Below are 15,678 nucleotides of genomic sequence, written 5' to 3' on the forward strand. Positions count from 1 at the left end.
AAAAAAGAATAATCCTAAATAAAAAAGCAGTCCGATTGGACTGCTTTAATTTTTAAGCTTTTAGCCACTCCGATTTGGAGAGATAATTCTGATCCGGGTAATAGATGAAAAGAAGATTTCTTCCTTTGATCGTATTAATGATTGGCTGTGTAAGATCTCTCGGCACAGCAGGACATCCCCAGCTTCTCCCTATTCTCTTATGTACCGCCGCAAACTCATCACTTACATAATCCGCTCCGTGCATTACGATGGCTCTTCTGTAGGCCGCATCATTAAATCCTTTATCCATCCCCAATAACCTTAAAGAAAACCCGTTATCTCCATTATACGTGGCATCCGTGATATAAAATCCTAAGCTGCTCTGCAACGAACTTTCCGTGTTTGAAAAATTCGTCGCAAATTCTTCGCCCGTATTTTTTCCGTGAGCCACCAATGAATTAAAAAGAACTTTTTTCTCATTGATATCTATTACCCAAAGTCTCTTGGTATTCGAAGACATAGAAAAATCGCAAATGGTTAATAAGTGCGATTCCTGGTTCAGCAATCCTGCCTTTTTTAAATTTTCAAATCCCGTTAATGCTTTTGAGAAAACCTCGTAATTCAGTTCGTGGTTAGGCTCAAATGCAATCGAGTGGTATAAATCTTCTGCAGAAGATGCTGAATGAGCTGTCTTCTCAGATTTCGTGTCTGCTACTAATTTTTCAATCTTTGTGGTGTTGATATTTTCTTTCGCCGTTAATTCCTTTTTTGGAGAAAGGTAAAACGACGTTGTGACCATGTATACAACACCTAATAAACTATATAATCCCTTCATTCACTATTATGTTAAATTCAAATAAGCGGAGCAAATTTATAAATTACATGATAATGAAGGCCAATAAGTCTACAAAGTTTAACTCAATTTAAGAAACTTTAACTTCCTGATTTTGTGAATTAAAGAGCATTATTTTTGTGCATCCGGGACAAATTCCAGGCTTATGGAATTCATGCAATACCTTAATCCTGTAGGCTTCGGACCGTCATCAAAAACATGTCCCAAATGAGAATCGCATCTTTTACAAAGTACTTCTACCCTATCCATTCCGTAGGTCAGATCTCTTTTATAATATACGCCTTCTTTATCAGCTTCAAAAAAGCTCGGCCAACCGCAGCTGCTGGCAAATTTTGAAGTGGAACGGAACAAATGGTTGCCGCAAACGGCACAATAATATTCTCCGGTTTCATCAAACTCGTTGTATTTTCCGGTAAAAGCTCTTTCGGTAGCCGCTTCTCTTGCTACAGCATATAAATCGGAAGGAAGTATCTTTTTCCATTCTTCGTTAGAAACATTGAGTGGAGTTGTATCTGTTCTGGAATAGTATGGATTGTTTTTTGCATCTTTATTTTCCATAGATGAGATTTTGATAGATGGGCTGCTGTGCACACGTTTGCAGAAATGTGAATAATACTATTGAAATCAAAAATTTCATAACCAAATTTACTAAATTTGAGAATATGAATGATGAAGCTAAAAGAATACAGCTAAGAAAATATAAAGCTTTCGCCACAGGATTATTTGTGTTGATGGCAATCATTTTTATCGTCATGACGATCCTCCAGAAAACAAATGATTCTCATTGGATAGGTTATGTCCGTGCTTTTTCCGAGGCCGCAATGGTGGGTGCTTTGGCAGACTGGTTTGCCGTTACAGCATTATTCCGTCATCCGTTAGGACTGCCTATTCCACACACCAATCTCATTGAAAACAGCAAACACAGACTGGGTGATAACCTGGGAAGTTTTGTAGTAAATAATTTTCTTTCGCCTCAAAATATCCGTCCTTACATTCAAAAGCTGAAAGTGTCTAACTTTGTGGGAGAGTGGCTCGCCAAAGAAAAAAATCAAGAGATTTTAATTCAAAACCTTTCGGATATTGTCCTTGATATTCTCAATAAACTGGATGATTCTACCGTAAGCCATTTTATCAGTAAAAAGGTTTCGGAAATGACAGATGATATTCAACTCAATAAGATTATTGGAAACGGAATCAATTATCTTCTGGAAAAAAATGATCATCAAAGGATTATCACCAATCTTTCAAGGCAAATTAAAGATTACGTTCTTGAAAATGATGAAATGATCAAAAACAGAGTAAGTGAAGGAAGCTATACCTTCATTCCCAAATTTGTAGATAATAAAATTGCCGAAAAAATTGCTTCCGGTTTATCCGACTTTTTTAAAGAGATTGAAGAAGATCCGGAACATGAGATCAGAGCTTTGATCACTAAAAAAATCCACGAATTTTCTATTGACCTGAAAGAAGACCCGAAATGGAATGATGAATTTAAAAACATCAAAAACGGTCTTCTGAAAAGCGAAAAACTGGATGAATATTCCAACGACATCTGGATTTCTATTAAAAAAACATTGATGAAAGAACTTCAGGAAGAACAATCTGCTCTGAAAAACTATATTTCCAAAAACCTGAATGAGTTTTCACAAAACCTGAAAACAGATGAAAATCTACAGAATAAAATTGACCATTGGGTACGTGTTACCGCTTACAAATATATCCTGAAAAACACCCATCAGTTTGGAAACCTCATCAGCTCAACGGTAGGAAACTGGAAAGGTAAAGAACTGAGTGAGAAACTGGAACTGGAAGTGGGAAAAGACCTCCAGTTTATTCGGGTAAATGGAACTTTAGTCGGTGGATTAGTCGGATTGATTATCTATACGATTGCCCATTTTTTTATTTAAAACTAACCACCAAACCATGAAAAAAATCTTTATTGTACTTGTTTCATTCTATTCTGCGTTTTTCCTCTGTCAGAAAATTGAGCTTAAAAGTGTTACTGATTCTTCACAAATTTTTAGAGGAGAAATAGCCGGGATGCCCGTTACCATGCAATTAAACTACACCGGGATTGTGGATTGCAGCCAATATCAGCATTTTGTGGACGGATGGTACTATTATGACAAGTATCAGAAAAAGATTCCCTTGTCCGGCATTTACGATTACGGAAATTTATATCTCTATCATTTCGGAGGAAAACAGAAACAGGTTTTTAAGGCTTTCCAGGATAAAATTACCTCACCCCGTTCCATTGAAAAAGTGGACAGTATTGCAAAAACCTTTAAACCTAAAGAAATCCTGGATTTTACAAGCAACAATGAGAGTGTTGAAGTTGCAGGCCACTTTTATATGAAAAACAAAGTACATCCTTCCAAATTATTTACCAAGAACAATATGATTTACCGGTATAATAATTATCTTATCCTTCCCAATAATAAGAAAATCAACACCTACGATATCATTGACCGATATGGGGGCAATGAATTAATATCATATAAATCAGATAACAACGGAAACAGGATCCTTTTATATTTTGAAAGAGCATCTAATTTCAACTATTGCGGGATGTGCGGCGCCAGTGATGGTGAAAAAGGCTATAGAGTGCTTTATTTTACCAAAGACTGGAATTATAAAAGATATGAAGAATTTCTTACGGAAAGCTGCCTGACCAATATTTATGATACTACGGAAACAAAAACCAAAGATCCGAAAGTAATAAAATTCAATATTAAAAAAACTACGACTTCTCCTGCTTATACAACACTCACTGTAGATATGAAAAATGCTTCCGTAGTAAAATCGAAATAAAAAAAGAGAATCAAATTGACCCTCTTCCAATATCTTTAATTATCTCGGTAATCGGCTGGCTCTTTTTAAAAGCTCTTTGTTGATTTCATTGATCAACTCAGGTCCTTCATAGATAAATCCTGTATACAACTGGACTAAGCTTGCTCCCGCATCCAGTTTTTCAATAGCATCCTTAGCAGAGTGAATTCCTCCTACTCCGATAATAGGAAATGCTCTGTTACTTTTTTCAGAAAGGAAACGGATCACTTCCGTAGATCTTTTCGTCAAAGGTTTCCCGGAAAGTCCTCCCATCTCAGATTTATTTTCAGAAATCAATCCCTCACGCGAAAGGGTTGTGTTAGTAGCAATAACCCCTGCAATTTTAGTTTCCTTCACAATATCGATGATATCCAAAAGCTGATCATCCGATAAATCCGGAGCAATTTTCAGAAGAATCGGTTTGGGATTGGCTTTTTCAACATTCATCTGCTGTAAAGTTCCCAAAAGCTGAGTCAAAGGCTCTTTATCCTGAAGCTCCCGAAGATTGGGAGTATTTGGCGAGCTTACATTCACCACGAAATAATCTACGTAAGGGAAAAGCTTTTCAAAACAGATTTTATAATCATTGACCGCTTCTTCATTCGGGGTCACTTTGTTTTTCCCGATATTTCCGCCTATCAATACATTTTTATTCTTTTTAAGGCGTTCTACTGCGGCATCTACTCCATCATTATTGAAACCCATTCTATTGATAATCGCAGCATCTTCCTTTAAACGGAAAAGCCTTGTTTTATCATTTCCGGGTTGTGCTTTTGGAGTTAATGTCCCGATTTCTATGAATCCGAAACCAAGATCAGACAGTTCATTATACAGCATTGCATTTTTATCAAAACCTGCTGCTAAGCCTACCGGATTTTTAAATTTCAACCCGAATACCACTCTTTCCAGTCTTTTGTCTTCAATAGGTTTCGGAAGAAAAAGCTTCGTGAAAAAAGAGAAATTTTTAAGCATTGAAAAAGTAAAATAGTGAACTTTTTCCGGATCAAATTTGAAAAGAATGGGGCGAATCAGGTTTTTGTACATGCCTTTTTTTGGAGTACAAAGATAATTATTTTAATTGAGAGTGTAAACCCAACCACCTGACTAAGAATAATCAGATTCATTGCCATAAGAACTTACATCGAAGCCTAAAATATCCGCAACTCTTTTGAATTCATCATCAATGGAGGCATTAAGGATCATTTTTTCACGAGTAACGGGATGATTAAAAACTAATTGATGGGCGTGAAGCGTCATTTTGTTAATGCCAAATGTTTGAAGCCACAACTTATTTTGTTTATTGCAACCATGTTTTCGGCAACCTAAAATTGGATGCAAAATGTGTTTAAAATGTTTTCTCAACTGATGAAACCGTCCTGTTTCCGGAATAGCTTCAACCAGACAATATCTGGAAGTCTGATGTTTTAAAAAAGGTAAATCTATTTCCGATGTCTGTAAACGACGATAATAAGTGATTGCATTTTGTCTGACTTCGTTTTCATTCACTAAATCATAATCGATGGTTTCTTCTTCTTTTGTCCAGCCTCTTAGAATGGCAATATACTTTTTTTCAACCTCTCTTGCTACAAACTGATCGCTCATGATCTTCAATGTATCTTTATCTAAAGTGAACAGCAAAACACCCGAAGTTTTTCGGTCCAAACGATGAACAGGATACACTTTTAGCCCAATTTGATCCCTAAGCTTCTGAATCGCATATTCACTTGCTTCTCCCGTATAAAATGACTTATGGACCAATAATCCGCTAGGTTTGTTAATGGCAATAAGATACTCGTCCCGATAAAGAATTTCTAACATGGAACAAAAGTAGAAATTTTAGACTGATTGGCTCTGATTAAGCAGCATGTTTGAACGCTTTTCCGGGTTTGAGTTGCGGCGGCTGAGCCGCCGCAACTCAAACCCGGAAAAGCAAGCAGCGAAAGCAGGTTCCCGACTCCTAAAATTAAAATGTAAATATTTGAGCTTTTATTTAGTGCTTTTTTTGTTGAATCTCATGAATTTGAAATCCAATTTCCTATTTTTGCAAATTCAGACGCAAAAAAATTATGGCAAAGCAAGAAGATGTTTTCAAGAAAGTGATTTCTCACGCTAAAGAATATGGTTTTATTTTCCCTTCGAGTGAGATCTACGATGGTTTATCCGCTGTTTATGATTATGGGCAAAACGGTGCTGAACTTAAAAATAATATCAAACAATATTGGTGGAAAGCGATGGTACAGCTTAACGAAAATATTGTGGGTATTGATTCAGCAATCCTTATGCATCCCACTACCTGGAAAGCATCAGGCCACGTAGACGCTTTCAATGACCCTCTTATTGACAATAAAGATTCTAAAAAACGTTTCAGAGCCGACGTTCTGGTAGAAGATTATTGTGCCAAAATTGAAGATAAAGAGAATAAAGAAATCGAGAAAGCAGCCAAAAGATTCGGTGATGCTTTTGATAAAGATCAATTTGTTGCCACGAATCCAAAAGTGTTGGAATACAGAGCCAGAAGAGAAGCCATTCTTTCAAGGCTGGCCAAGTCTTTAGAAAATGAGGATCTTGCTGATGTAAAAGCCTTAATTGAAGAGCTTGAAATTGCCGATCCGGATACAGGTTCCAAGAACTGGACGGACGTAAGACAATTCAACCTGATGTTCGGGACTAAATTAGGGGCTTCTGCAGACAGCGCTATGGATCTTTATTTAAGACCTGAAACGGCTCAAGGCATCTTCGTGAATTTCCTGAATGTTCAGAAAACTTCCCGTCATAAACTTCCTTTCGGTATTGCACAAATCGGAAAGGCCTTCAGAAATGAGATTGTTGCGAGACAATTTATTTTCAGAATGCGTGAATTCGAACAAATGGAAATGCAGTTTTTCGTAGCTCCGGGTACGGAACTTGAATTCTATGAAAAATGGAAACAGACGCGTTTAAAATGGCACCTTGCTCTTGGCTTGGGTGATGAGAACTACAGATTCCATGATCATGAGAAATTAGCACATTATGCTAATGCTGCCGCTGATATTGAATTCAACTTCCCTTTCGGATTCAAAGAATTGGAAGGTATCCACTCCAGAACAGACTTTGACTTAAAAGCTCACGAAAAATACTCAGGAAGAAAGCTGCAGTATTTTGATCCTGAAAGAAATGAAAACTATGTTCCTTATGTTGTGGAAACATCGGTAGGTTTAGACAGATTATTTTTAGCATTATTCTCCCATTGTCTAAGAGATGAAGTATTAGAAGACGGTTCAGAAAGAACAGTCTTATCTCTTCCACCTGCTTTAGCTCCTGTGAAGGCTGCTATTCTTCCTTTAATGAAGAAAGATGGTTTAGCTGAATATGCAGAGAAGATTTTCAATGATCTGAAGTATGATTTCAATTTATTCTATGAAGAAAAGGATGCGATTGGAAAACGTTACAGAAGACAGGATGCAATTGGTACTCCATATTGTATTACAATAGATCATGATTCTCTTATAGATCATACTGTTACCATTAGGGACAGAGATACAATGCAACAGGAAAGAGTTCCGGTTTCAGAGCTGAGAAGGATCATTGATGAGAAAACCAATTTCAGAAATATACTTTCAAAAATATAGCATAAGGCCTTGAGAAATCAAGGCTTTTTTTATATACTTTTTTTGAATAGATTTGTTTGGATCTATTTAACCCTGAAACCCATGTGGCTATTAGTTTTACAAAGCTTTCTTATTATCATCATCATTGTTGTTATCCTCGCCTACATTTTCGGGTATAGCTATCTTTTTAATGGGATTTCAAAAACATACCTAAAAGGAAAATTAAGCGCTAATATTGATGATGGAAAATACTTTTCCAATAACAGTATTCCGACTAAAATACCTAAGCCATGGAAGGAATCGCCCGACTACAACAAAACAGAACTACCGAAAAATTTAGTTGAAGATCTAATTCGCTCCAATACAGCCTCTTTTTTGGTTATTAAAAATGGAGAATTAGTTCATGAACAATACTGGAAAGGCTACCATAAGCTTTCTAAAACCAATTCCTTTTCTATGGCAAAAGCCGTTACTGTAATGTTACTGGGGAAAGCTTTAGAAGAAGGAAAAATAAAGAGTATTGATGAAAATTTTTCTGACTTTTATGAAGAATTTACGCATAAAGAATTCGGAAAAAGCTTAACATTGAAAAATCTGGCACAAATGGAAGCCGGTTTAGACTGGGATGAAGATTATAAGAACCCGTTTCTTCCTAACGCCAAAGCCTACTACGGAAGAGATCTGATGAAAGCTACCTTTTCACGCAAATTCAAAGAAGAGCCGGGAACCAAGTTTGAATACCAAAGTGGTTCTACACAATTACTGGGTTTTGCAGTCAAAAAAGCGGTAGGACAATCGTTAGCCAGCTACTTATCTGAAAAATTCTGGATTCCGTTAGGTATGGAACAGAATGCCGAATGGAGCACCGATGAAAACGGAATGGAAAAAACCTATTGCTGCATCCATTCTAACAGCAGAGATTTTGCCAAGCTCGGACAATTATTTTTAGATGACGGAAAAGTGGATGGCCAGCAAGTCTTAAACCTCAGCTTCATTCAACAGATGAAAACTCCTACTCAAAAATCGGAAGAAATTTACGGAATGGGGTTCTGGGTCAATAACGATAATCCTATTAAACATTATTATTTTCTGGGGCTTCAGGGACAATATATTATTATGGTTCCTGAACATAAAATGGTGATTGTGAGAACAGGTAGTTATAATAATCTGCCCAAAACCGACAGAGGAAGACCAGATCAGGTAAAATTCCTCGTGAATGAAACTGTACAATTATTTAGTTAAGGAAATCATGGAAAAATACAGCACAAAAGTTGATGAATATATTGAGAAATCTCCGGATTTTGCAAAGCCTATTTTACATTATCTTCGTGAAACGATTCATGAAGTATGTCCTGAAGTTGAAGAAGCTATCAAGTGGAAATTCCCCACCTTTATGTATAAAGGAAAAATCCTTTGTTCCATCACCTCCTTTAAACAATACTGCAGTCTTGGATTCTGGCTGCACGGGGAAATGAAAACTATAACAGAATTGGAAACAAATGCTGAGAAAAGCTCGATGTTCAGTTTAGGTAAGATTGCTAAAATGGAAGACCTTCCTTCAAAATCCCATCTGAAAAAAGCCATTCTTGAGGCAATGGAATTAACGGATATGGGAGTGACCATGAAGAAAGCTCCACCCACAAAAACGGAAACTGAAATTCCTGATTATTTTAAGGAAGCGTTACAGCAGAATAAAAAAGCTTTAGCCATTTTTGAAAGCAAATCGCCTTCGTTCAGAAAGGAATATATCATGTGGATCACAGAGGCTAAAACCGAAGCTACCCGAAATAAAAGAATGGAACAATCTTTGGAATGGATTGCCGAAGGCAAAGGCCGGAACTGGAAATACGAAAAAAAATAAAAAACACATAGCACAAATGAAGAAAAAAGTTTTATTCGTTTTCTTCTCCTTTATTTCGATCTATTTTTTCTCTCAATCTTACAATTTTGAGGGAGAATACAAATATGCGAGAATTCTTTCATCCAAAAACCCGGATAGCTCGGAAATTGTCCTGAACCAGATTATTGATGCGGCTCAAAAGGAAAATCAACTACAGTATCTGGCGAAAGCCTATTATTTAAAGTCATACAACAGCTATCTAAAGTCGGATGCAAAAAGCAGCCTGGACTTTGCAGAGAAAGCACTGAGCATCTCTGAACAGAATGATTATGCCATTGGAAAGGCTCTTGCGTACAGAATGCAGGGAACACAGTATGCAAAGCTAGGCCTCTTGAAAGAATCTTCTCAAAGTCTTAACAATGCGATCTCCGAAGTAAAAAATGACAATACGGATGAAGGACATGAGCTAAAGGGAATGATCTATAATTCCTTTTTAATTCTTCTCAATCAGAACGAATACGGCAAAAAAGAATATTATTCTAAAAATGCTATCTGGGAATTTCAGAAAATATCCAATATAACCAGACGAAATGAACTGCTTGTTTCGGCCTATACCAATATGGGGTATAATTTGTCAGAAATTAAAAAGTTTGACCAATCTAAAGTTTTTTTTAAAAAAGCCCTTGCTCTAGTAGGGAATGAGAATTATTATCTGAAATGCAATATTCTTCATGATATTGGTTTTTCATTTTTCGAACAAAACAAGCCGGATAGTGCGGTTTCCTATTTTCAAAAAGCGTTAAAAATTGCCGATGTGTATGATTTTAACGAGAAAAAAATAGAAATTACCAAAAACTTAGAAAAAGCCTACGGAAAATTAAATGATAAAGATAATTCTCAAAAATACAGATTACAAAATCTTGAGCTGAAAGACAGTGTAGCCTATAATCAGAAAATGGCGGTGAACCAAACTTTATCTTCCAAAGAGCAACATTTTGATGAAAAACTGACGGAAAGCTACACGATTTCCAAGGGTCTGATCATTGCCTGTATAGCTTTAGTTATTAGTTTAGGGATAGTAGTTTTCAATAGTCTGCAACTCCGGAAAAAACATAAAAAAATCGTTGCTGAAATTTATCAGAAAGGAATTACTCCGGCTTCCTATGAAGAAGATCCTCAAGAATCTACAGAAGACAACAAAAATGATGAAAACACTTCGGTTTCAGATATAAAAATTTCCCCTGAAGCAGAGGAAAATATTCTAAAAGGATTGAAAAATTTCGAAGAAAAACTTCATTTTAATAATAAAAATATTTCACGTTATAATTTGGCTAATGATCTGAACGTAAATACGAAATATCTTTCTGCAGTTATCAAAAAGCATAAGAATTTTAACTTCAACCAGTACATTAATCATTTACGCATCAACTACATTGTTGATCACCTTAAAAATGACCCTCAATACAGGAAGTATAAGATCAATCATCTTGCAGAAATCACAGGATATTCTTCACACAGTGCATTTTCGCTTGAATTCAAAAAGATCATAGGAATGCATCCTTCTGCCTTTATAAAAGCATTAGAAGATATTTCCTGATTACTGTTCTGCAATGGTAAGGTTGTTATAGCCGCCTGTATTGTTCAAAGAAAAATTAGCCACATCGGAATTATTTAAATTGAACCAGATATAAGGCATCAATCTTTGTCCGGCCGTCATATAGAAAGAAGCGGTACAGTTACTTCCTGCATCAATATTTCCGATACTGTTGGAAGACATGGTATTGACACATTTTACTGTGTTCACAATATTTGCTGTGGTTAAACCTGCCGTATTATCATACAATTGCCAGATCGCTTCAATCTGAATCGGGTTTAATGCATCCACAGTATAATTAATAGCCAGTGAAGATAAATCCGTTGTAAAAGAGGCAACATATACTCCGTTATGAGGTGCTGTAAAAACACCCGTTGTTGCATTGAAACTAGTCCCGGAATTGCTTTCAAAAGCTTTGGTCCAGCTTACCAGATAATTACTCTGTCGGTTTTGCAAACCCGTTGTTGTTGTAACCGCCGCCGGAGTAATCAATTTAACATTATTGTTAGTTTTCGAAGCAATAACAATCACTTTGTTCGTTGCCGGCTGTGCAGTAAGCAAAGGAAGCCATTCATTTCCATTGGAATATTCTACCCCATTGTTATACCGCACCGCTCCTTCATCTGCTGCTGCTGCAGTTAAGGTAGAGGTTCCGAAGCCGATAGCTCCGTTCCCCGAGTTTCTTACATCCATTTTTACAGCAGGAGAAAGCGTTCCCGCTCCTACTCTTCCTGTGTTGGTTATAATAACATCATTACTTTGCTGTGCAGGAGTAAACGTAGTTCCCGTTACCGGATTATCTTTTTGCCCGTCAATATGCAAAATTCCTATTGGGTTAGGAGTCTGTATCCCGATTTGAGAAAACATATGGGTAAAGCTTAATAATACGATCATTAAAAAAATATTCTTTCTCATCATTTGTGTTTTATAATCCGAAAATACTTACTGATGTAAGGGTTCCATCGCTATCCAATGTTTTAGTGCTTCCCAGACTTTGGGTAAGGCTTACTGTAATATTATCTCCCTGGTTCAGGTTAAAAATTCCCGAGCAGTTTCCCGCAACTCTGTTAGATATGGTATTATTTCCCGGATAGCTTCCAACGCATTTGAACACTTTATTCGTGGTAGAAGATGTTGAGTTGGTTTGAATTAAGCTTTCAAAACGGGAATCATTGGCAATGGCCCCTGAAGCAAGGGAAAATGTAAAGGAAACAATATATATCCCTGTTTTTGAAGCCGTGAAAACTCCGGTTGAAGAATTAAAACTGCCATTAACATCAGTCCTTTCGGTCCAATTCGTAATGGCAGCCTGCACACCACTACTGAAATTCTGCATTGAAGAATTTTCAGCATCAACAAAATCATTCGGGGCTTTATGAGCTAAAGGTACCCAAGTGGTTCCGTTAGAGTAACTCAAATCCTGAGTTCCTGTATTATATCTCAATGCTCCTGCTTTTGCCGCCGAAGCTGTTTGTGACGTATCACCAATCCCGATAGCATTCAAGTGCTCATCTGATCGTATATCCAGTCTTGTTTTCGGTGCTTTTGTTCCTACTCCTGCTTTTCCGGACGAAGTTATCACTACATCATCATAATAAGTAGAAGGGGATGCTGTGGAAGTGTTTTTCTGTCCGTCTACATGAAGTATTCCTTCCGGAGAAGTCATATTAATCCCAATCTGCGCATTGATAAGGCCGCTAAAAGAGATCAGACACATCAATACTAAACTTTTTTTCATATCCATTGTGTTATTGTTCTACTATTGAGAGATTGATAAATCCATAATCATTACTGGCAGGAGTAAGATCTGTTCTCAAGCTCAGGTTTCCATTATATACGGATTGATAAATTTGAGGTTGAAAAGTATCCCCTTTATTCAGCTGAACTCCGGCAACACATGATCCGGCAACCTGTGCCTGTTTTGAGGTATTGGAAAAAGATTTGACACATTTTTTCACCACTGTACTTCCGTTTACCACATACCGGGCTTCGGAAAAATATCCTGAAACTATAGGAATTCTTACAAAATCATAGGTAAATGACACCAGGTAAACACCTGTTCGGGGAGCTGTGAAAACTCCGGTTGTATTATTGAAATTAGTGGTAGGATCAGAAATTTCGCTCCATCCCGTAATCCCTGTAGAAACCTGATATGGTATTTTGATGGCAAAATTAGCTGCCTGAATATTGGCAACCACTACGGCTTTCGTTGGAGTAGAAATAAGATCCTGCCAAACAATACCATCCGAATATTGCATTTTTCCACCGCTTAAAGGATTATACCTCATCGCTCCCGCTTCTGCAGCTGTCGCTGTTTGTGTGGTTTCTCCAATACCAATGGAATTATCCGTATTATTCACTGAACGAACATCCAATTTAGTAGCCGGAGTCAATGTTCCTATACCTATTTCTCCTGAAGAAGTAAATGCAACATCGTTGGCAATTTGAGTAGAAGTTGGAGATCCGGTAGTTGGATTGTCTTTAGCACCATCGATATGAAAAGTTGCCTGAGGATTGGAAGTGTTAATTCCTACTTGAGCCTTTACGTAATTCAGAAAAAGGCAGCCCGAAATCAACACCCCTTTTAGCAAGGTGATATAATTTTTCATGTAATGTTGTGTTTTTTGAAATCGTAAAATTCTGCGGCAAAGATAAAACCAAAAAGTCTCCGGCTACAAGCATCCAAAGAACAGTAAATTACAAGCAACTGATATACTGCGTTTTATATTATTTTTTACAATAATAAAATTCGGAATTTTAATAAAAAGCATGAAAAGCCAGCTCATTATTCCAATAAAAAATCTGTTTTCAGCTACAATAAATATCGCTTTTAGTAGTTCTAGTGAAATCTGAAGTTAGCTTCAGGTAATGTATTATTTTTTAAAAAGGCTTCATATTCCGGAGAGAGCTTGGCGCGGCCGAAGGTATTTTTTCCGCTCATGCTTCCGAGGCGGACTTTATCTTTTCCGTATTTTTTATTCAAGGCATCCATTGCTCTCATGACAGGCAAATGCTGATTTTGGGTATCCTTTTCAAAGAGACTGATCAGTCTTTCATTTTCCGGAACAAAATCATTCACTATAACGCCGGCTCTTTTATAGTGAAATCCTTCTTTGTATATTGCTTCAAACAATTCGTTCACTACCCTTCCAATAAGAATGGAAGAATTAGTGGGATTGGGAAGAATTTGAGTGATTGCTTTTTTATATTCAGGGAGATCTTTTCTGAAACGATTGGTTTGCACAAAAACCGTGATCATTTTACAACACGTATTTTGCTTTCTCAGTCTTTCGGAACAATACATCCCGAAAGTTTCCACCCGTTCTCTTACTTCCTCTTTGGTGGTAAGCATTTCCATAAAGCTGCGGGTTACGGCAATGGATTTTTTAGGAGAAACCGCTGATAATTCCAGTTGCCGGATTCCTTTGAGTTCATTCATCATCCTTACTCCATGAATTCCCATGATCTTGCGGATCCATATTTCAGGTTTCTGAAGCAAATCCCAGGCTTTATTTACTCCATTATCACGCATTTTCACTCCCAATTTCCATCCGATTCCCCAAACATCTTCTATAGGAAGCCATTTCAATGCTTTTTCAATTTTATCCGGAGTATCTAAAATATATACTCCATTAAATTTTTCAGGATATTTCTTTACAATTCTATTGGCAACCTTGCACAATGTTTTGGTGGGTGCAATTCCTATACTTACAGGAATATCTACTTCAGCTTTAATCCTGTTCCGGATTTCGAGGCAGTAATCGTAAATATTTACATACTTGAAACTGGTTAAGTCGAGGAAAAGCTCATCAATACTGTACACTTCATAATCAAGCCTATCCACATACGAAGTAGCAATTTTGATAACCTGCTGGCTTTTATAATTATAGTACTCGAATTTGGCAGAAAAGCTTTTCACATCGTGCTCTTTGAAAAGATCTCTGTACTTAAACGCCGGAGCTCCCATAGGAATCCCAAGATCCTGGGCTTCCCTGCTTCTGGAAACCACACAGCCATCATTATTGGAAAGGACCACAACAGGCTTGTTTTCCAGTGAAGAATCCAACGTTCTTTCACAGGAAACAAAAAAATTATTGCAGTCTACCAACGCGTACATGATGAGGATATTTTAAGCAAAATTATAACTTTTGAATGAGAAATAATGAAGTTGTTTAAAATTTAACAATACATTGAATCAATTGAAAAACAATGTTTTAAATATTTAAAAACACGTCAAGTTTTGTCGTATATTGTTTTTATTTTTTCACTTTTATCCAGATTAAAAAATTAGAATTATAGTTAAGAATATCTACATCAGTGCTTCTCCGTATTCTGAGAAGCACTATTTATTGCTTGATAGATAAATAAAACGCAAAAAGCGTATTGAAAACAATACGCTTTTTACATTTTTCCTATTAGAGAGGAATAAAACTATTTTAAAAGATAGCCCTAATTATCAATTTATTAGTAAAAAGACTCATCCCTTATTTCATGAACCCCTTTCTAATTTCATTGTTTAATTTTTACACATTTTATATATTATAAATATTTCATTATTCTCTGTTGTGAAAAACAATGGTTGTGCATTAGTATTTTTCTTGGAAAAAATAACCCCGTCAAATATTGGTGGTGACAACATTACGAAATCATTATCTTTTTTAATAAACTTTTTTTTTACCAAATCCGGATACCATTCTTTAAATGACTCACTAGTTACTTGAAGTGGAAATGTGTACTTTTCTGTAGACATATTAACAATGCTATTAAAATCCTCTTGAGAAAATTCTAAAACAGCATAGATAGAAAGTCCTGTGGTACAGTCTTGCCCCCCAGCTCTTATAGGAGTTTCTATAAGCTGATATTTTACTTTTTTGGGCACTTTTGGCAATGTTATATATTTTTCTAAAGCATGTATGTCTGTACTAATCTGTTCTGTATTCTTTTTACAAGAAATAAAAAGACATAAACATATAATTGAAAATAATAAATGTTTCAT

The 15,678-nt window shown here is 36.4% G+C and carries 15 protein-coding genes; 6 read left to right on the plus strand and 9 right to left on the minus strand.

The genetic code is table 11. From position 1 onward, the window contains the following. Positions 1 to 52 precede the first annotated feature (52 nt). Both EGI05_RS15270 and msrB read right to left on the minus strand, forming a co-directional pair. A complete protein-coding gene (locus tag EGI05_RS15270) occupies positions 53 to 814 on the minus strand; it encodes a murein L,D-transpeptidase catalytic domain family protein (RefSeq protein WP_123263893.1) in 762 nt (253 codons plus the stop codon). A 129-nt stretch (positions 815 to 943) separates the two neighbouring features. Further along, on the minus strand, positions 944 to 1,390 hold the full coding sequence (msrB, locus tag EGI05_RS15275; RefSeq protein ID WP_166668360.1) for a peptide-methionine (R)-S-oxide reductase MsrB: 447 nt from the start codon (positions 1,388 to 1,390) through the stop codon (positions 944 to 946). A 104-nt stretch (positions 1,391 to 1,494) separates the two neighbouring features. On the opposite strand from msrB, the gene EGI05_RS15280 reads away from it, so the two are divergent. Together EGI05_RS15280 and EGI05_RS15285 are read left to right on the plus strand one after the other, a co-directional pair. Then, positions 1,495 to 2,739, plus strand: a complete 1,245-nt coding sequence (locus EGI05_RS15280; RefSeq protein ID WP_123264385.1) for a DUF445 domain-containing protein — start codon at positions 1,495 to 1,497, stop codon at positions 2,737 to 2,739. Positions 2,740 to 2,755: 16 nt separating this feature from the next. Next, positions 2,756 to 3,643 carry a hypothetical protein gene (locus EGI05_RS15285; protein ID WP_123263894.1) on the plus strand — a complete coding sequence of 296 codons (888 nt, stop codon included), beginning with the start codon at positions 2,756 to 2,758 and terminating at the stop codon, positions 3,641 to 3,643. A 39-nt stretch (positions 3,644 to 3,682) separates the two neighbouring features. Here EGI05_RS15285 and EGI05_RS15290 read toward each other — a convergent pair whose 3' ends face one another. Next, the gene (locus EGI05_RS15290) at positions 3,683 to 4,705 is read right to left on the minus strand and encodes a quinone-dependent dihydroorotate dehydrogenase (RefSeq protein WP_123263895.1); all 1,023 of its coding nucleotides are present in this window, start codon (positions 4,703 to 4,705) and stop codon (positions 3,683 to 3,685) included. A gap of 60 nt (positions 4,706 to 4,765) precedes the next feature. After that, positions 4,766 to 5,479, minus strand: coding sequence for a pseudouridine synthase (locus EGI05_RS15295; RefSeq protein WP_123263896.1), 714 nt, complete (start codon positions 5,477 to 5,479; stop codon positions 4,766 to 4,768). Between the two features lie 248 nt (positions 5,480 to 5,727). Here EGI05_RS15295 and EGI05_RS15300 point away from each other — a divergent pair, with 248 nt between their 5' ends. From EGI05_RS15300 to EGI05_RS15315, 4 genes are all read left to right on the plus strand, one after another. Further along, complete coding sequence (locus EGI05_RS15300; RefSeq protein WP_123263897.1) at positions 5,728 to 7,269, plus strand: glycine--tRNA ligase; 1,542 nt, start codon at positions 5,728 to 5,730, stop codon at positions 7,267 to 7,269. 81 nt (positions 7,270 to 7,350) lie between these two features. Next, complete coding sequence (locus EGI05_RS15305; protein ID WP_123263898.1) at positions 7,351 to 8,490, plus strand: serine hydrolase domain-containing protein; 1,140 nt, start codon at positions 7,351 to 7,353, stop codon at positions 8,488 to 8,490. After that, positions 8,465 to 9,109 carry a YdeI/OmpD-associated family protein gene (locus EGI05_RS15310; RefSeq protein ID WP_228428627.1) on the plus strand — a complete coding sequence of 215 codons (645 nt, stop codon included), beginning with the start codon at positions 8,465 to 8,467 and terminating at the stop codon, positions 9,107 to 9,109. The genes EGI05_RS15305 and EGI05_RS15310 overlap by 26 nt, the downstream gene beginning before the upstream one ends. Before the next feature lie 16 nt (positions 9,110 to 9,125). Next, positions 9,126 to 10,685 (plus strand): helix-turn-helix domain-containing protein, encoded by a 1,560-nt coding sequence (locus EGI05_RS15315; RefSeq protein WP_134197461.1) that lies wholly within the window; start codon positions 9,126 to 9,128, stop codon positions 10,683 to 10,685. Here EGI05_RS15315 and EGI05_RS15320 read toward each other — a convergent pair whose 3' ends face one another. The 5 genes from EGI05_RS15320 to EGI05_RS15340 form a co-directional block, all read right to left on the minus strand. After that, positions 10,686 to 11,597 carry a hypothetical protein gene (locus EGI05_RS15320; protein WP_123263900.1) on the minus strand — a complete coding sequence of 304 codons (912 nt, stop codon included), beginning with the start codon at positions 11,595 to 11,597 and terminating at the stop codon, positions 10,686 to 10,688. 10 nt (positions 11,598 to 11,607) lie between these two features. Beyond that, complete coding sequence (locus tag EGI05_RS15325) at positions 11,608 to 12,420, minus strand: hypothetical protein (protein WP_134197459.1); 813 nt, start codon at positions 12,418 to 12,420, stop codon at positions 11,608 to 11,610. A gap of 10 nt (positions 12,421 to 12,430) precedes the next feature. Then, complete coding sequence (locus EGI05_RS15330) at positions 12,431 to 13,291, minus strand: complement C1q domain-containing protein (protein WP_123263902.1); 861 nt, start codon at positions 13,289 to 13,291, stop codon at positions 12,431 to 12,433. Positions 13,292 to 13,521: 230 nt separating this feature from the next. After that, positions 13,522 to 14,799: a Y-family DNA polymerase gene (locus EGI05_RS15335; RefSeq protein WP_123263903.1), complete on the minus strand. Its 1,278-nt coding sequence runs from the start codon at positions 14,797 to 14,799 to the stop codon at positions 13,522 to 13,524. A gap of 399 nt (positions 14,800 to 15,198) precedes the next feature. Beyond that, entirely contained in the window at positions 15,199 to 15,678 is a 480-nt protein-coding gene (locus tag EGI05_RS15340; RefSeq protein ID WP_123263904.1) for a hypothetical protein, read from the minus strand.

This window comes from Chryseobacterium daecheongense, from assembly GCF_003729955.1.
In the GTDB taxonomy this organism is placed as follows: domain Bacteria; phylum Bacteroidota; class Bacteroidia; order Flavobacteriales; family Weeksellaceae; genus Chryseobacterium; species Chryseobacterium daecheongense.